We start from the raw sequence: 18,475 nt of genomic DNA on the forward strand, positions 1-18,475 counted from the left end.
ATTGTGCATAGTTATCATCTAAACCAAATAAACCATCACAACTTATGACAACATCAAACACAGAAATGCTCAGGGAGCAGATTGGACAATCAAAACCCCAGGATTTCGTACTGCAATCATTCAATGTTTTTAATCCCATCATTGCCCAGAATCCCGATTTATTGCTGAGCCAGCTCAACAGTTATCTAAAAACACCACTAACTGACGATGATGTAAACACCCAAACCGTTAAGCAAACCTTTTCATCTACCTTCAAAGAATTTCAATCTTCTCAATCTTCCGATACAGAGTTCGCCGCCTCTGTGGGTATCGAGGGCAGTTATGGATTTTACAGCGGCTCAGTAAAAGCAAGTTACAGTTCTGAAACCTACCAGGCTTCCACAGCTTTCAGTAGCAGTTTTAATGCCGTTATTAATTGCGGTACGGTAACTTTTAAAAGGCAAAGCGATAACGATGCTATAAGGGCATGCCTAACAACCGAATTTTGCGATAGCCTTGACAGCATTACCACACTTAAAGCCGCCTGCGCTTTTGTAAACACTTACGGCACACACCTTGTGCTTGGTTTAAACCTGGGTGGCTTCATTCAGTTAAAATCAAAATCGCAAACAAGTAATTACAAAAACAAACAAGACATGTCGCTTGCGGTAACAGCAGCCTATGAAGGTGCCGGCAGCATTAGCGCAGCTGCAAGTGCAACTCAAAAATTATCGCAGGAAAGTTTTTCTTCCAGCCTTGAGCAAACTGTTGATACGTCCGGAGGGCAGAGCAGCCTTGCGGCCGAGATCGACCCAAAAGACCCGAAAACAGTTACCGCCTGGGCTAACAGCTGTACCAGCGATACTTCTTATGGTATAACAAGTTCTACCGAGATATGGCAGCTGGCTGCAAATGATACTGCAAAAAAAACCTTGCAACAATATGTCAACCTGGTAATATTGAAGCAAAGTATCAATAACCCCACCATATTTGCAGCAGAAGCAGCCTTGCAGCCATACATTGTAGTTAGTGTTAATGCAGTAGCAACCGATGCACGCTTCCGGATTATTGGGGGAGGGGCGCTTGTAGAAAAAAATAACAGCAGCTTCCTGGTAAACTCTTATCCTCAAACAGATAGTCGTGGCCATATCAATGGATGGACGGCGGCATCGCATGATATTGAGGTTCCTGCAACTGCCAATGAATATATAACTGCCTTTGCTATGGCCATATATGACCCCAGTTATACCGTTGACAGTGCAGATAGTCTGCTGCAGGTTCAATTAAAAACAGCATCGGGCAGTAATCCGGATGCCGGCGGCGATGCCGCTTCAAGTAGTGTAGATGCTGATTACTTACTTTCAGGTGGCGGTATTCAGTCTTTTACCACTGACAATACGGTTAAATACCTTTTGGGCAGCTACCCGTCAAGTGATAATACATGGACTGCCACCAACCATGATTATGAGCATTCTGCATCCGGGGTTGTGCTTACGGCTTCTGCAATTGGCATCAAAAGCAACCACGCTTCGCTTACTATTACGCCATCTTTGGTTAGTACACCCGAATCCGAATCTGAATATGGCAGCCAAACCGCAACACTGGGCGATGGCATATCTATTGCCTGCGGTGGTGTATCAGTAGCAAACGCCAGTGATGCTGGTAATCTTGTGCAGCAAAGCTTTCCATCATCATCCAATAGCTGGACGGAATATCATAAAGACGATGACAGCCATGTGTCACAAGCCGACTGCATGACTTATGCAATTGGATTTACGGCAGGGCTTGATTTCGACAAATAAAAAAGCCGGTAATGGCAAAGGCGCTCCCGAACGAAAGGTTTGGAGCGCTTTTGTAATATCATGGGTTTTTATGGCGGATGCTTTATAACTATCCATGAAGTGTTTGGTTTACGCAAACAGTCGCATGAACGCTGGCTACGACTCACCCGGTCTACGCTTCGCTGGACCACCCTCTCTCCGACTGCGTCGCAAAGAGGGATTGAAAAAACAAGAAGCTTCTTGCCCCTCTATGTGACGCAGTCGGAGAGAGGGGCAGACGTCCGCCGGCTGGCGGATCGTCGGGGTGAGTGGTCTGCGCCTTGTTTTCGTCATGCTTTCCCCTTCTCCCACATTGATAATCACCTATCAAAATGATAGCCATTTTTTAAGCTATCAACCTATCATAAAAACATCGTAATCTAATAAGGTACTGTAATTCAGCTGTTTGTTATGCTTTGGCATTTATTGGCATCCACTTGGTAAAGCCTTCTGCAAAAACTAATAATATGGATGTTTTACAGATTGTTATTTACGTGGTGACTTTCATAGCCATCTTCTGGATCTTCTTCAAATCAGTTAATTACTTCGAAAAAATTTAATCACCATGATCGCATTATTCATTGTGGCCATTGCCGTGTTTATATACATGGTGTACGTGCTGCTTAAACCCGAAAAATTTTAATTATTTAAAACCATGAACACTGAAATTTCAGGTGTAGTATTTACCTACCTGCTCACGCTTGCCATCGCCATTCCACTGGGCCGTTACATCGCCCGTATTTTTAAAGGCGAAAAAACATGGCTTGATTTTATGGCCCCTGTTGAACGCTTCATTTTCCGGTTCAGCGGTATCGATACCAAAAGGGAAATGAACTGGAAACAGCATTTATTTGCCCTGCTTACTATCAACAGCGTTTGGCTTATTTATGCATTTGTTTGTTTAATGGCCCAGGGGCATCTTCCACTTAACCCCGACGGTAACACCGGTCAGTCGCCGGATACTGCTTTTAATACAGCCATCAGCTTTTTAGTGAACTGTAACCTGCAGCATTATTCTGGCGAAAGCGGCGCTACCTACTTTACACAACATTTTGTGTTTATGTTTCTGCACTTTGTATCAGCCGCAACAGGTATTGCCGCGTTGATTGTATTGTTCAGGGCTTTAAAAGATAAAGTGACAGATAAGCTGGGTAACTTTTGGGATTATTTTGTAAAATCCATTACCCGTATATTATTACCTATATCATTTGTTATAGCTGTTATTTTTGCTTTTAACGGCATGACCACCAGCTATGCCGGTAAGGATACCTTTATAAGTATGCAAGGCGATACCGTACACGTATCGCGCGGACCAGTTGCTGCACTGGTAGCTATAAAACACCTGGGTACAAATGGTGGCGGTTGGTTTGGCGCCAACTCGGCCCATCCTATTGAAAATCCTAACTATTTAACCAATACTGTCGAGCTGGTAGCTCAATGTATAATCCCAATCGCCCTGGTATTTGCCTTAGGGTTTTATCTCAATAAGAAAAAATTCTCTTACGTAATTTTGGGTGTGATGACCCTCGGGATGCTATTACTGCTTATCCCAACCATGAATGCAGAACTGAATGGTAACCCGGCTATCGCACATATGGGCGTTAGTCAGCCAACCGGTGCCATGGAGGGTAAAGAAGTAAGGTTTGGCCCGGCTAACTCTGCTTACTGGAGCATCATGACCACCATTATATCAACAGGTTCTGTAAATTCCATGCACGATAGCGCCATGCCGGTATCAGGTGTTATGATGATGATGGGTATGATGGTGAACTGTTTTTATGGTGGTTGTGGTGTAGGAATTTTAAACTTTTACATCTTCATCATCATAGCCGTATTTATTTCGGGCTTGATGGTGGGGCGAACACCGGAGTTTTTGGGCCGTAAGATAGAGGCCCGCGAAATGAAGATTGCTTCATTAATCGCATTATTACACCCCTTCATTATTCTTGTTGGCCTGGCCATATCATCCTACGTAATTGTTCACATGCCCGGCGCAGATTGGGCTGTAAAACCATCCGCCTGGTTAAACAACCCCGGTAACCATGGTTTTTCTGAAATGTTGTATGAGTATACTTCATCAGCAGCCAACAATGGTTCTGGCTTTGAAGGTTTGGGCGATGGTAACATTTTTTGGAACGTTACTACTGGTATAGTAATGGTGTTGGGTAGGTTTTTGCCAATCATCGGTCCGCTGGCCATTGCAGGGTTGTTAGCCAACAAGAAATTCATCCCGGAATCTGCCGGAACGCTTAAGAGTGATACTTCAACTTTTGGTGTGATGATCTTCGCGGTAATTATAATTATTGCTGCACTATCATTCTTCCCTTCACTTGCTTTAGGCCCAATTGCCGAACACTTTTCACTAAAATAGAAACAACAACAACCCCACCTAAATCCTCCCCTGAAGGGGAGGGCTTTAAAAAAAGATGCAAATCAAAAGCCTCACCCTTTAGGGGGAGATTTAGAGGGGGCTACAATTTAAATAATCATGAAAACCTCAAATACATTATTCCAGGGCGATCAAATGAAAGAAGCTTTCAAGCAATCTTTCATCAAACTGGATCCACGCATCCTGTTCCGCAACCCGGTGATGTTCACCGTGGAGATAGGTACAATGGTGATGCTCGTTGTAACTATATTTTCCTTTGCTAATAAAGGTCAGGGTAGTTTTGCCTATAACTTTACTGTATTTATTGTACTGTTGTTAACTGTATTGTTTGCCAACTTTGCCGAGGCTATTGCCGAAGCACGCGGCAAGGCCCAGGCCGAAAGCCTGCGTAAAACCCGCGAAGAAACACCTGCCCGCCTGCTGGTTAACGGCAAGGAAGAAAGGGTAATGTCGAGCCAGTTAAAAAAAGGCGATGTGTTTATCTGCGAAACAGGCGATAACATCCCTACCGATGGTGAGATCATTGAAGGTATTGCTACCATTGATGAATCGGCTATTACCGGTGAATCTGCCCCGGTGATCCGCGAATCGGGCGGTGATAAATCCTCTGTAACAGGTGGTACCAAAGTATTATCCGACAGGATTAAGGTAATGGTAACCACTCAGCCCGGAGAAAGCTTTTTGGATAAGATGATTGCTTTGGTTGAAGGTGCATCGCGCCAGAAAACACCAAACGAGATAGCCTTAACCATACTATTGGCTGGTTTCACGCTCATTTTCGTTATAGTATGCGTTACACTGAAACCTTTTGGCGATTATTCAAATACCCCTATAACTATTGCTGCTTTTATTTCGCTGTTTGTTTGTTTAATCCCTACTACTATCGGGGGGCTGTTATCGGCCATCGGTATTGCCGGGATGGACAGGGCCCTGCGTGCCAATGTGATCACCAAATCGGGTAAGGCCGTTGAAACTGCCGGCGATTTGGATACCTTACTGTTAGATAAAACAGGTACTATCACCATTGGTAACCGTAAGGCCACCAATTTTTACCCGGCAAATGGCATAAAACCTGCAGATTTTATTACAGCCTGCGTGCTTAGTTCGCTCGCGGATGAAACTCCCGAAGGTAAATCAATTGTTGAACTGGCCAGCCAGGATAAAACAGTGCCATCTATAAATGCGCCTAAAAACTCGGTGTTCATCAAATTTACTGCCGAAACCCGCTCAAGTGGATTGGATACGCCGGATGGCTTACGCATCCGTAAAGGTGCTTTTGACTCTATCCGTAACATCGCGCTTAAAGCCGGTCATCAATTCCCGGTTGAGGTGGAGGATAATGTTAAAAAGATCTCCTCAAATGGTGGTACCCCGCTGGTTGTATCGCAAAACGAGCAGATTATGGGTGTAATTGAATTGCAGGACATTATAAAACCAGGCATTGCCGAACGTTTTGACCGCTTGCGTAAGATGGGTGTTAAAACGGTGATGGTTACAGGTGATAACCCGCTTACAGCTAAATTTATTGCCGAAAAAGCCGGTGTAGATGATTTTATTGCTGAGGCTAAGCCTGAAGATAAAATGAACTACATTAAGAAAGAGCAGCAAGGCGGTAAGCTGGTAGCCATGATGGGCGATGGTACAAATGATGCCCCTGCATTGGCTCAGGCCGATGTTGGTGTGGCCATGAACAGCGGTACCCAGGCAGCTAAAGAAGCCGGTAATATGGTTGATTTAGATAACGACCCAACCAAGCTGATTGAAATTGTGGAGATAGGCAAGCAATTGCTGATGACCCGCGGTACGCTTACCACCTTCTCTATAGCTAATGATGTGGCTAAGTACTTTGCTATTGTTCCTGCTTTGTTTATGGTATCTATACCGGCATTAAAAGCATTGAACATCATGGATTTGCATAGCCCGGAATCAGCCATATTATCGGCAGTGATCTTTAACGCTATCATCATCCCCTTGCTGATACCATTGGCTTTAAGAGGTGTGGAGTATAAACCGATAGGCGCCAGCGCTTTATTGCGCCGTAACTTATTGATCTATGGGCTTGGTGGTGTATTGATACCTTTTATCGGTATAAAACTGATTGACCTTGCAGTAGGAATTTTTATATAGATGTGAGATTTGAGATATGAGATTTGAGACAAAAAGAAGGTTGGCAATTTCATATCTCCAATTAACAATCTCATATCTAAAATCTCATATCAAAAAAAGAAAATAAAATGAAAACATATTTGTTGCCATCCATCAAGTTAACTATCATACTGATAGTAATTACAGCCGGAATTTATCCATTAGCGATAGCAGGCATAGGCAAATTTACTCCCGGTCATGGTGATGGGGAGACCATAAGATATAAGGGCCGAGTAGTTGGTTATGCTGGCATCGGCCAAAAATTTACTAAGGACGAATATTTCTGGAGTCGCCCATCGGCAGTTGATTATAATGCAGCCGGTTCCGGTGGTTCAAACAAAGGTCCGTCAAACCCTGATTATTTGAAACAGGTCGAAGGCCGGATTGCCGATTTCCTGAAACATAACCCGGGCGTAACCCGCGCCCAGATTCCTGCCGAACTGGTTACCGCATCAGGTAGTGGGTTAGATCCTGATCTTTCACCGGCAGGTGCACAGGTACAGGTAGCACGTATAGCAAAAATACGCGGTTTATCTGTCGATGCATTAACCAAATTGGTTGATGCCCATACAGAAAAACCAATGTGGGGTGTGTTTGGTCCGTCTAAAGTAAATGTGCTTAAACTAAATGTTGCTCTTGATGAGCTGAAGAAATAGTATGGATTGTTTTATAATTAATTTTGGTTGTTAATTATAAGTTTGGTTTGATGAGCATTCATACGCTAAAAGGGGATTCTTCGGAATCTCCTTTTATTAGATTAAAAGAAATGGAAAAACTACTTCATGTATAGTTTGTAAACAGCAAGATGAGTTAGTTAAGAATAACAATGGAAGAAAGTAAAGAACAATCGGTTGAGCATTTCCTGGAGCTTATTAAACGATCCCGTCGTGGCAAGTTCAAGGTTTATATAGGCATGAGTGCGGGCGTGGGTAAAACCTACCGCATGCTACAGGAAGCCCAGGCCTTGTTACGCAACGGTATTGATGTTAAAATAGGTTATGTTGAAACCCATAACCGGAAAGAAACGGTAGCCCTGTTGGAAGGCTTGCCGGTAATTCCGCGTCGTAAGCTTTTTTACAAAGGCAAGGAATTGGAAGAGATGGACTTGAAGGCCATTATTAGTCTTAGGCCAGAAGTGGTTTTGGTTGATGAACTGGCGCATACCAATATTGAAGGCAGCAGCAACGAAAAACGCTGGCAGGATGTGATGGAGATATTGAACGCCGGTATCAACGTTATCAGCGCGGTAAATATCCAGCATATGGAAAGCCTTAATGAGGAGGTAGAGCGAATAACCGGTACGGCCATTAATGAACGCATCCCTGACAAGGTTTTGCAGATGGCCGATGAAGTGGTGAACATTGATCTTACAGCCGACGAACTCATAGATAGATTAAAAGACGGTAAAATATACGATGAAAAAAAGGTGCCCACAGCGCTTAATAACTTTTTCCAGGCCGATAGGATCCTTCAACTGCGTGAACTGGCGCTGCGTGAGGTAGCTCACCAGGTTGAGCGTAAAATTGATATTGAAATACCCAAAACCATAAAATTACGGTCCGAGCTTTTTTTGGCCTGCATCAGTACAAATGACGCATCTGCAAAAATAATAATACGTAAAACCGCAAGGCTATCATCTTACTATCGTTCCAAATGGTTTGTTTTGTATGTGCAGACTTCAAAAGAAAGTAGTGATAAGATAAACCTGGCCTCGCAAAGGCATCTTATTAATAATATGAAGCTGGCTACCCAGTTGGGTGCCGAAGTGCTTAAAGTAAAAAGCGACCGCATAGCCCAAACCATTTGGGAAACAGCCGAAAAATATGACATTACTACCATTTGTATAGGTAAACCACGGTTTAAGTTTTACCAGCTGATCATGAAAACAGCGGTATTTACCCAGCTATTGAATAAAATGTCAAAAACTGATATTGACCTTGTAATACTTTCATAACATGACTATTAAAAATAAACTCCGTACCGGCATTGGCTTTTTGTTTATACTGGCACTTATCTGCTGCGGATTATCTGTATATTTTCTAAACCGGCTCTCGGCCGATGCCGGGGTGATCCTGAAGGATAATTATAAAACGCTGCAATACACTCAAAATATACTGGATGAGATAGATGCCAATGATGGCCCGCTTTCGGCTAAGCAAATTGCAGTAATGGATGATAACCTTAACAATCAAATGCATAACGTTACTGAGAAAGGCGAACGTGAATTAACTGATTCTTTAAGCGCAGCTTACCAGGATGTTAAACTGCACCAAAATACAGCTGCACAAGCCCAGGTGCGCGCGCAGGTTCGGCGACTCATATATGGTATCATGCATTTAAATATGGATGCCATCGCCCATAAAAATGATGTGGCGGCCAATACTGCTAAAAGAGCAAATATCCTGGTTGCCTTTTGCGCGGTGCTTTTATTCACCATCGCATTTACTTTTGCGGTCAATTTCCCCGGGTATATAGCTAACCCATTAAAAGAGTTAACGGAGAAGATAAAAGAAATATCAAATCGAAATTATCATCAGCAGATAGATTTTCGGTCGGATGATGAATTTGGCGAACTGGGGCAGGCCTTTAACAATATGACTAAAAAGCTGGATGAGTATGAGAATAGTAACCTGGCCAGTATTTTGTTCGAGAAAAAACGGATTGAGACCATCATCAATACCATGCAGGATGCCATTGTGGGTTTGGATGAAAAGATGATCATCATATTTGCCAATGAGATAGCGTGCTCATTAATAGGCATGAGTGCGGAACAACTTACCGGGCGCTATGCTCCCGATGTAGCATTGGAAAATGACCTGTTAAGAAATCTTTTGGTTAACGAGCAGCCCAAACTAAAAATATTTGCCGATAACCGTGAAAGCTTTTACTCGCGCGAATCACTATCAGTAAGTAGTAAAGGCAAGGTAATTGGTAAGGTGATTATCCTTAAAAATATTACTGAGTACCAGCAACTGGATGAAGCTAAAACTAACTTTATAGCTACCATATCGCATGAGTTAAAAACGCCGATATCATCCATAAAAATGAGCTTAAAATTGCTGGAGGATGATCGTATTGGTAACGTGAATACCGAGCAAAGGCAGCTGTTGGAAAACATTGACGATGACGCCCGCCGCCTCCTGCAAATAACCGGCGAACTGTTGGATATGGCGCAGGTAGAAACAGGTAAACTGCAGCTTAATTTTGGTAGTACCCATCCTAAAAATATTGTGGATTATGCAGTCAAGGCTATCAAATTCACAGCCGATCAAAGGCAGGTAACCATAAAAGTTAAATGCGATGACTCCCTCCCCGAAGTACATGCCGATTTGGATAAAACTACCTGGGTACTTATCAACCTGTTATCAAACGCTATAAAATACAGCCATGAAAAATCGGTAGTAGAGCTGGTTGTTAAAAAGCATAAGAACGATGAGATAGAGTTTTCTGTAACGGATCATGGTAAAGGCATAGAGGCTCAATATTTATCGCGCCTTTTTGAACGCTATTTTAAGGTTCCAAATGCCACCGCGGATCAAACCGGAACCGGCCTCGGGCTTGCCATTGCCAAGGATTTTATAGAAGCACAATCTGGCCACATAGGGGTTGATAGCGAGATAGGAGCAGGCAGCAGGTTCGCGTTTACGTTGAAAAGGGCAGTATAAGAAATTTAGAAGAGGCACTCTGTAAGTGTCATTGCTTCGTACCTATGACAAGTTGTTGAATCCCAGACTTACGAAGTTTTTAAAACTTCGTAAGTCTTTCGCCGCTTGTCATTTCTCTTTCAATAATGTTTTAAAAAGTTTGTCATCCTGAGACACGAAGGATCTATTCGCAGACTATACAGGGCGAAAAAGCATAGTGGAGAGTAGATCCTTCGTGCCTCAGGATGACATTTTTTTGTAAACCGCGTCATTGCGAGGTACGAAGCAATCCCAAACCATACAGCGCGTATTTGTATAGCTACTCTCTAGGTCGGGGATTGCTTCGTACCTCGCAATTGACGATTTATAGGGCTATGTGTAAAAAACCACACTGATAATCAATGGCTTAAAACCGTGTTATCAGCATGACAACCCTTTGTAACGTAATTTCCCCTCCCCAGGATCCCCCGAATTTTCCAATTTACAATTAAATTTTTTTTAATTGATTCGTCTTTTAAACTATTAATTGTAATATTGCAATATATAATTCAATGCTTGTATTATGAAAAATCAGGAAGCTATAAATTGGATGGAATTTAAGGAGCAATTGCTTGCTCATCCGCAACTGGATCTGCAATTTCAGTATGCAGAAAATAAATGGGTAGATGCTTCATACCACATCACCGAAATTAAACAGGCACCCATCACATCCGTTGATTGTGGAGGCAAAATGAACAGCTGGACTGAGATTATCGTTCAACTGTGGGAGCCTGTTGGGCAACAACAGGATAGGGCAATGCAGGTTGACAAGGCTTTATCTATCATCGGGCTTGTTGAAAAAACATTACCTTTAAATCCATTGGCAACGGTTAAAATTGAGTTTGGTAACTCGGACTTTGATACCCGCCAAATGTATCCTAACCAGGTAATAACCGAGGGGAATAATCTGATTGTTGATCTCAGGCCAGATACCGTACAATGCAAAGCCATTGAACGTGGCGGCAGTTGTGGTACTACTGATACTGGCGAAGAGTGCTGCGCACCGGCTACAGTAAAGCCCAAAATTGAATTAAAGAATCTTGCTGTTGCTACTGAATGCTGTACCCCGGGTGGGGGATGCTGTTAAAATAAAAAAGTATGTTAATAGAAAAAGCTGAAAACTACAGGGATAGCATTGTTCAACTGCTGAGTGCAGCAAAGCTGCCGGTTGAAGATCTGCCATTATCGTTGGATGAATTTTCTATTGCATTAAATGATAACAACGATGTAATAGGCGTAGTTGGGCTGGAAATTTATGGCGATTATGCTTTGCTCCGTTCATTGGCCGTTGAGCCCGGGTATCAAGGCCAGGGGGTAGCAAACAAATTGCTTGGCATTGCCGAGGGATCTGCATTGTTAAAAAGCGTAAAGGCAATTTACCTTATCACAGAAACAGCATCGGTGTATTTTGGCCAAAAGGGATATATGACTGTTGCACGTATTGAGGTACCTGATGAAATAAAGGTTTCTTCGGAGTTTAGTTATGTATGCCCTGCGTCGGCCGTTGTAATGAAAAAAGAACTGAATTAATAATGAAAAAAATATTAGTGTTATGTACCGGCAATAGTTGCCGCAGCCAGATAGCCCACGGTTATTTACAACATTTTGCCGGCGATAAAGCCGAAATTTATAGTGCCGGCGTCGAGATTCATGGCGTAAACCCTAAGGCGATTAAAATAATGGCCGAAGATCATATCGATATCTCGCATCATACATCAAATAACGTTGATGAGTATATGGAGATCCCTTTTGATTACATTATTACAGTTTGTGATAATGCCAAAGAGAACTGCCCATACTTTCCATCCAAAGCTGAGCGTTTTCACCAAAACTTTCCCGACCCGGCTAAAGCCACCGGAACAGAAGATGAGGTGATGAATGAATTTAGACGGGTAAGGGAAATGATCAAAGTATTCTCGGCCAGTTTTATACAGCAGCACGTTTAAAACCGAAGTTTGATTATTAATCACTTTATTGTAATATTGCTTGTAATGGGTTTAACTAAAACAGAAAACTTTACCGAGGCTCAAAACGAGCTGGCCAAAATGCTTAAGGCATTGGCGCATCCCGCGCGCATTGCTATTATTGAGCATTTGATAAAGGCCAATGCCTGCATCGGGAACGATTTGGTTGATATATTGGGCTTGGCCCAGCCCACCACCTCGCAGCACCTGCGCGAACTTAAAGACGCCGGTATAATTAAAGGCACCATCGAAGGCACATCCATGAACTATTGTATTGACCAGGTGAAATGGAAACAATATGCTGAAAAGCTGAACGCCTTTTTTGTTACGGTGAATGTTTCTGACGGTTGCTGTTGATCTTTTTTGATCGAATTGTTTTATCGCAATAAAATTTTACGGCGGCCATCCAAAAAAAATCTTTTTGTCATTCTTAAGCGTAGCTAAGGATCTATTATTCGCCATGCTTTTTCGCCCTGTAAGTCTGCGAATAGATCCTTCACTACGCTTTCTTATGACGTGTTTGGTATTTATTAACGTATCTACATCCTAAAAAGGCCTGTCACCCTGAGCTTGTCGAAGGGTCGCGCGCAGAGGCCTTTGCCCACATGCTTCGACAGGCTCAGCAGGACAGCCCTTTTTAAAACGTCAATTCACCTCCACAATCTTAATCCCCCACGGTTCCAGCTGCATAGCTGAATTGGCGCTTACGCCTGCACCCGATAACAACTCTTTTCCATTGCCGTAAGGATAAGTAAAATTGCTTTCCTTGTCAGAATAATTGAAATAATAATGCACTGTTTTACCTTTTTGATTAGTGCCATATTTGGTAATTATCGGGAAGGTCAACTGTTGATCGGTACCCCATAAGCCAACTTTTTTCACCGCATCGGCCAGTATTTTATCGGTTACTGCATTACTGGTTAGGCAACCGATATAGGTTGCCAGGCCTTTGCCGTAAGCGTTTTCGGTAATGGCTGCATATTTACCCCAAACCGGGTGATCATAATAGGCCAGCACTTTAGCTGTTGTTGGAGTGATAAGCTCCATCCAGGTATTGAGTTTTTTATCTTCGGGCTTCAGGTTGAAATCATCGCCTTTTAAACCAACATTTTCGGGTACTGTAAATTGGCTGTAGTAAATTCCACAAGCCTCATTAATGATCCCTGGCTGATGTGTTGTTCTCACTTTTACATTTTCATCACTAAATCCACTTTTAACTGTGTAAATGATATGGCCGCCATTTTTTACGTAACGGTTTAAACGCTGCAATAAACTATCAGGTGCTGCATACAAGACGGGGACTATCAGTAGTTTATAATTTTCAATGTTCTGGCTGGTAGGGTCAACAAAATCGCAACCTACATTCATGTGGTATAAACCATCGTACAGCTGGCGTAATATATCATTGTAGCTGGTTCGTACACCCCACCCAAATCCAAAAGCCTTAAATCCGGTAAGCGCCTCATTGCTGAACAATATGGCAACATCATTTTTCTTTTTCAGGTTGATGAGGTTAGGGCTCAACCGGTCAAAATCTTTACCTATGTTTTTTGCTTCGTTATAAACCGGGTTTGGCTCAAAATCATGACTTAACAAGCCTTTCCAATAAGTTTCTGCAGAGTTATGGATAGAATGCCATGGCCAATAACCCACCATGTTGGCGCCCGATGCCAGGTGACTAAACGCTTGTAACCTTAACTGTCCCGGATAAGGTGTCCATTGAGCGAAACCCTGAGCTTCGGTTTCTATTGTTAAATAATTTTTACCACCCTTCATTGATCGGGTTACATCGCCGCCAAAAGAAATTTCGGAGCCTGTGAGGTTATCCTGGCTGGGGTGGTAAATATCAATGCCTGCAATATCCATTGATTTGGCTGCCGCAAAGTGGTCAACATCCGGTTGGATCCCGAATGAATAGCCCCTCCATTCCAAATCGAAATTTTGAGTGATGAACTGATCTGGTCGTTTGTATTCGCGCACGATAGCGGCCTGCCAGCCTAAATACTGGGTAACCTGCTGCCTTTGAAATTTTGCAAATTCAGAAGCTAAACTGGCGTTGATGGTGCCATTCATTGAAGGGAAATCATCCCAGTTATTGATGCGGTTGCTCCAGTAATCAAGGCCAAAAATGTGGTTAATATTATCAAGCGTGTGGTATTTTGCCTGCATATATTTTACAAACAAAGCCTGTACATTTGGTCCGGAAGTGCCGTAAGCTTTGGTCTCATTATCTACCTGGTAGCCAATTACAGCAGGATTATCCTTCACGTGTTCCATTATTTTCCTGATCACCCGCTCGGCATAAGTCCTGAAATACGTATTGGTAATATCCATATTTTGCCTTGCTCCATATTGGTTTTGGCCCGATGAAGTTATAGCTAATATTTCGGGATGTTTTTTAGCCATCCAGGTAGGTATAGCATAAGTAGGGGTGCCAACAATCACTTTTATTCCACCTTTTTGCATGGCGGCTAATACCCGGTCGATATGGGTAAAATCAAATACGCCATCTTGCGGCTCAACGGTGCTCCAGGTTGATTCGGCAATGCGTACCACGTTAATGCCACAATCTTTCATCATCTGCACATCCTTATCCAGCCTTTCATAAGGCATGTATTCATCGTAATAAGCAACACCGTAAAGCAGTTTATCCATTTTAGGATATTGTGCAAAAACAGATAAACTCAACAACAATTGCAGGGCTAAAAGCAGCAGGTATTTCTTCTTCATAAAAATGAAATTTAGGATGATTGGGTTATGAGGATGAAAGTACAAATTAATTGTGTCTTTAACACACATTAATAAAATATTGGAAAGTAAAATTGAATGAGGCAACCGGTTTCTGGTATGCACAAAGCTCAGTTGAATGCTTTTGAGCAGTAAATGTAGTAGTATATGTGGTTTTTGTTAATGTTTTAAAACAGATATTAGCTTTCTGTTATTTACTACATAAGCCTATATAATTTATGAAATTAACTGCCCGTATTTTACCAATACTGCTGTTTTGTTTTTGTTTACAAGAGTTAAGCGCACAAACCAAAAAGCTTACTTACTGTAACCCGCTTAACCTTGATTATGGTTACACGCCCTTTGCCGATTTTTCCAGCTGGGGCAGGCACCGTGCCACCGCCGACCCTACCATGACTCTTTTTAAGGGGAAATATTACCTTTTCAGCACCAACCAGTTTGGCTACTGGTGGAGCAATGATATGCTTAACTGGAACTTTGTTTACCGCAAATTTGTACGGCCTTACAACCAAAATCTCGGCGATGAACTTTGCGCCCCTGCTACCCTGGTTTTGGGCGATACGCTGTTGGTAATAGGTTCAACCTATAATAAAGACTTTACACTGTGGATGAGCACCAATCCCACCAAAGATGAATGGAAGGCCGCCAAAGATTATTTTAAGGTAGGTGCCTGGGATCCGGGTATGTTTGCTGATGATGACGGGAGGGTATACATCTACCATGGTTCCAGCAATACGCTGCCACTTTATGGGCAGGAGATAGACCGGAAAACATTTGAACCCATAGGCCCCAAGAAAGAAATGGTAAAACTCGACCCTGAAAAGCACGGATGGGAGCGTTTTGGCGAGCATAATGATAATGTGTTCCTGCTGCCATTTATTGAAGGCTCATGGATGAATAAACATAACGGGAAATACTACCTGCAATTTGGCGCACCCGGCACCGAACAAAGCGGTTATGGCGATGGCGTTTTTGTAGGTGATAAGCCATTGGGTCCATTTACTTATCAAAAGCATAATCCATTCTCCTACAAACCCGGAGGCTTTGCAAAAGGGGCAGGGCATGGCGCTACCTGGGCAGATAAGTATGGCAATTTTTGGCATATCAGCACCATGGGCATCGCGGTAAAAAATAATTTTGAGCGTCGTATCGGCTTCTGGCCTGCCGGCTTTGATCAGGACGGTACGTTGTATTGTAATACTGCATATGGCGACTATCCGCAATATTTAGCCGCCGGGCCTGAAGATCACCTGAAGAGTAATTTTACAGGCTGGATGATCCTGAATTATAACAAACCGGTTGAGGTATCATCAACCCTGGGGGCCTATGGCGCAAACAATGCCGTTGATGAGGATATCAAAACCTATTGGAGCGCTAAAACGGCCAACAAAGGAGAGTGGTTTAAAACAGATCTGGGCGAGGTAAGCACTATAAACGCAATTCAGATCAACTATGCCGATCAGGATGCAGAGTTCCTGGGTAAATCATTGGGGGTTTTTCATCAGTACATGGTTTATTCATCGTTGGATGGAAAAGCGTGGAAGCCTTTGATTGACAAAAGCAAAAACAAAACTGATGTTCCGCATGATTATATCGAACTAAAAAGTCCTGCAAAAGCTCGTTATCTTAAGATGGTTAACCTGCATATGCCAACCGGTAAGTTCGCGTTATCTGGCTTCAGGGTGTTTGGTAAAGGTGCAGGCGCACGGCCTGATACTGTGCAAAATCTGATTGCGTTACGTGGTGATAGTGAGCGCCGTAATTCCTGGCTTAAATGGAAACCAAATGATCAGGCTACCGGTTACACTATTTACTTTGGCATAGCACCCGATAAACTGTACAATAACATGATGGTGTATGGGAAAAATGAATTTTATTTTAGTGGAATGGACAGGGACTTGCCTTATTATTTCCAGATAGAGGCCTTTAATGAAAATGGGATTTCGCAACGCACAAAAATAATTAAGGTTGACTGATGTACCGGGGGCAGTATTTATTAATGCAAATGGCCCAATAGTTGCGGTTTTTTTGTAAACTGCAATCTATGCTGAAAACAATACCCTTATTTATGATGCTTCTGTTTTTTTATGGTGAAACTAAAGCACAAACTATTGATAGCACTTTAAAAAAATCGCCGGTTAAAACCTTAAGTGATGCGCAGTATAACGCATTATTAAAGGGCGATGATATTTTTAACATGCCTCCTGTTGCTGTTGTAAATCATTACCCGATGCCCGATAAGGCCATTGCGTTTAAAAAAGAGGTGGGGCTTAGTCCGGTACAAATAACCCAAATTACAGTAATTGCCAACGAGCTGAAGCGTAAAAAGATGGAGATGGGTAAGTTCATCATCACCAATGAACAGGCATTGGATAATTTATTGCGGAGAGGGACCGATGAAGGGAGTATTATTTTTTATGGTAACCGATCGGGATTATACTACGGTGAGCTCAGAAATGCCATATTATTGGCCTGTTATAATACCTGGAAATTACTGGCGCCGGCTCAAATTAAAAAGCTGGAAACTTTGCAAAATCATAATTGATAAATTTGCCGTTTGATTTGCTTAATTTAGCGGCCCCAAATAAAGTGTATGAAAATAACTTTTGATTTTGAAAAACCACTGGCTGAGCTGATGCAGCAGATTGAAAAGGTGAAGCAGGTTGAGGATAAAAATAAGCTCGACATGTCTGCAACAGTGGCAGAACTTGAGGCTAAGCTTGAAACTACCAAAAAAGAAATATATGCTAACCTTAACGGCTGGCAAAAAGTGCAGATCTCCCGGCACCCCGAGCGGCCGTACACCCTGCAATATATTGAGCTGATGTGCGATGATTTTATTGAGTTGCACGGCGACCGTACAGTTGGCGATGATAAAGCTATCATAGGCGGTTTCGGGACCTTAAATGGTCAAACTGTAATGTTTATTGGTCAGCAAAAAGGACGTAATACAAAAGAGCGTCAGTACCGTAATTTTGGTATGGCTAATCCAGAGGGCTATCGTAAGGCACTACGGTTAATGAAAATGGCCGAGAAATTCAATAAACCGGTTGTTACTTTGATTGATACTCCGGGTGCATTCCCTGGTTTAGAAGCAGAAGAACGCGGACAAGGCGAAGCTATAGCCCGTAACCTGCTCGAAATGTCGATACTTAAAGTTCCTATCATCTGCGTTATTATTGGCGAAGGTGCATCAGGAGGCGCCTTAGGTATAGGTATAGGCGATAGGGTTTTGATGCTTGATAATTCATGGTATTCGGTAATATCTCCTGAAAACTGTTCAACCATTCTTTGGAAAACCTGGGAAAATAAAGAACGTGCTGCCGAAGTATTAAAATTGACTTCGACAGAAATGTTAAAGAACAGGTTGATAGATGGGGTGATTAAAGAACCACTTGGTGGCGCTCACCAGGATCCGGTTGCTATGGCAGCCACCCTAAAAAAACAATTGCTTAAGGATCTTAAGATGCTCAAAGAAAAAGATGTTACTGAACTTGTTAACGAACGCATCGAAAAATTCTGTTCGATGGGTGTGGTTAATGAAGGATAATCTTTGGAGTAAGGAGCAAGGACTTTCAGACAAAGGATTTTCAGACGAAGGACAAGGATTTTATAATCAACAAAAAGCGGCATTTGCCGCTTTTTTTGTTTTCATCCCTTTTGTTTCCGCCATTGACAAGTTGCAGAACCCCAGACTTACGAAGTTTTTAAAACTTCGTAAGTTTTTCGCCGATTTGTCATAAAAAA

16 protein-coding genes are annotated in these 18,475 nt (G+C 42.5%); 15 read left to right on the forward strand and 1 reads right to left on the reverse strand.

Going from position 1 to position 18,475, the window contains the following annotated elements:
* Positions 1-44: 44 nt before the first annotated feature.
* The 11 genes from AC1DYB_RS04705 to AC1DYB_RS04755 all read left to right on the forward strand — a co-directional run bounded on the left by AC1DYB_RS04705 (position 45) and on the right by AC1DYB_RS04755 (position 12,337).
* Complete coding sequence (locus AC1DYB_RS04705) at positions 45-1,781, forward strand: MAC/perforin domain-containing protein (RefSeq protein ID WP_477432909.1); 1,737 nt, start codon at positions 45-47, stop codon at positions 1,779-1,781.
* Between the two features lie 583 nt (positions 1,782-2,364).
* Positions 2,365-2,442, forward strand: coding sequence for a K(+)-transporting ATPase subunit F (kdpF, locus tag AC1DYB_RS04710; protein WP_169611101.1), 78 nt, complete (start codon positions 2,365-2,367; stop codon positions 2,440-2,442).
* A gap of 12 nt (positions 2,443-2,454) precedes the next feature.
* Positions 2,455-4,170: a potassium-transporting ATPase subunit KdpA gene (kdpA, locus tag AC1DYB_RS04715; protein ID WP_477432911.1), complete on the forward strand. Its 1,716-nt coding sequence runs from the start codon at positions 2,455-2,457 to the stop codon at positions 4,168-4,170.
* A 117-nt stretch (positions 4,171-4,287) separates the two neighbouring features.
* Positions 4,288-6,315: a potassium-transporting ATPase subunit KdpB gene (gene kdpB, locus AC1DYB_RS04720; protein ID WP_477432913.1), complete on the forward strand. Its 2,028-nt coding sequence runs from the start codon at positions 4,288-4,290 to the stop codon at positions 6,313-6,315.
* Between the two features lie 107 nt (positions 6,316-6,422).
* A complete protein-coding gene (locus tag AC1DYB_RS04725; RefSeq protein ID WP_477432915.1) occupies positions 6,423-6,989 on the forward strand; it encodes a K(+)-transporting ATPase subunit C in 567 nt (188 codons plus the stop codon).
* Positions 6,990-7,159: 170 nt separating this feature from the next.
* Positions 7,160-8,287 (forward strand): sensor protein KdpD, encoded by a 1,128-nt coding sequence (locus tag AC1DYB_RS04730; protein WP_477432917.1) that lies wholly within the window; start codon positions 7,160-7,162, stop codon positions 8,285-8,287.
* A gap of 1 nt (position 8,288) precedes the next feature.
* Positions 8,289-9,998 carry a HAMP domain-containing sensor histidine kinase gene (locus tag AC1DYB_RS04735; protein WP_477432919.1) on the forward strand — a complete coding sequence of 570 codons (1,710 nt, stop codon included), beginning with the start codon at positions 8,289-8,291 and terminating at the stop codon, positions 9,996-9,998.
* Positions 9,999-10,539: 541 nt separating this feature from the next.
* Positions 10,540-11,103, forward strand: coding sequence for a DUF6428 family protein (locus tag AC1DYB_RS04740; protein WP_477432921.1), 564 nt, complete (start codon positions 10,540-10,542; stop codon positions 11,101-11,103).
* A gap of 11 nt (positions 11,104-11,114) precedes the next feature.
* Positions 11,115-11,546 (forward strand): arsenic resistance N-acetyltransferase ArsN2, encoded by a 432-nt coding sequence (gene arsN2 / locus AC1DYB_RS04745; RefSeq protein WP_477432923.1) that lies wholly within the window; start codon positions 11,115-11,117, stop codon positions 11,544-11,546.
* Positions 11,547-11,548: 2 nt separating this feature from the next.
* Positions 11,549-11,962, forward strand: coding sequence for an arsenate reductase ArsC (locus tag AC1DYB_RS04750; protein ID WP_477393286.1), 414 nt, complete (start codon positions 11,549-11,551; stop codon positions 11,960-11,962).
* A gap of 45 nt (positions 11,963-12,007) precedes the next feature.
* Positions 12,008-12,337 (forward strand): ArsR/SmtB family transcription factor, encoded by a 330-nt coding sequence (locus tag AC1DYB_RS04755; RefSeq protein WP_477432925.1) that lies wholly within the window; start codon positions 12,008-12,010, stop codon positions 12,335-12,337.
* 288 nt (positions 12,338-12,625) lie between these two features.
* On the opposite strand, the gene AC1DYB_RS04760 is transcribed toward AC1DYB_RS04755, so the two are convergent.
* On the reverse strand, positions 12,626-14,710 hold the full coding sequence (locus tag AC1DYB_RS04760; protein ID WP_477432927.1) for a beta-galactosidase: 2,085 nt from the start codon (positions 14,708-14,710) through the stop codon (positions 12,626-12,628).
* 236 nt (positions 14,711-14,946) lie between these two features.
* Here AC1DYB_RS04760 and AC1DYB_RS04765 point away from each other — a divergent pair, with 236 nt between their 5' ends.
* The 4 genes from AC1DYB_RS04765 to AC1DYB_RS04780 all read left to right on the forward strand — a co-directional run bounded on the left by AC1DYB_RS04765 (position 14,947) and on the right by AC1DYB_RS04780 (position 18,471).
* Positions 14,947-16,704 (forward strand): family 43 glycosylhydrolase, encoded by a 1,758-nt coding sequence (locus tag AC1DYB_RS04765; protein WP_477432929.1) that lies wholly within the window; start codon positions 14,947-14,949, stop codon positions 16,702-16,704.
* A gap of 68 nt (positions 16,705-16,772) precedes the next feature.
* Entirely contained in the window at positions 16,773-17,273 is a 501-nt protein-coding gene (locus AC1DYB_RS04770; RefSeq protein WP_477432931.1) for a hypothetical protein, read from the forward strand.
* A 48-nt stretch (positions 17,274-17,321) separates the two neighbouring features.
* The gene (locus tag AC1DYB_RS04775; RefSeq protein ID WP_295716685.1) at positions 17,322-18,278 is read left to right on the forward strand and encodes an acetyl-CoA carboxylase carboxyltransferase subunit alpha; all 957 of its coding nucleotides are present in this window, start codon (positions 17,322-17,324) and stop codon (positions 18,276-18,278) included.
* A complete protein-coding gene (locus AC1DYB_RS04780; RefSeq protein ID WP_477432933.1) occupies positions 18,268-18,471 on the forward strand; it encodes a hypothetical protein in 204 nt (67 codons plus the stop codon). Before AC1DYB_RS04775 ends, AC1DYB_RS04780 begins: the two co-directional genes overlap by 11 nt.
* Positions 18,472-18,475: the final 4 nt, after the last annotated feature.

The sequence above is a fragment of the Mucilaginibacter sp. P2_A4 genome (genome assembly GCF_056405015.1).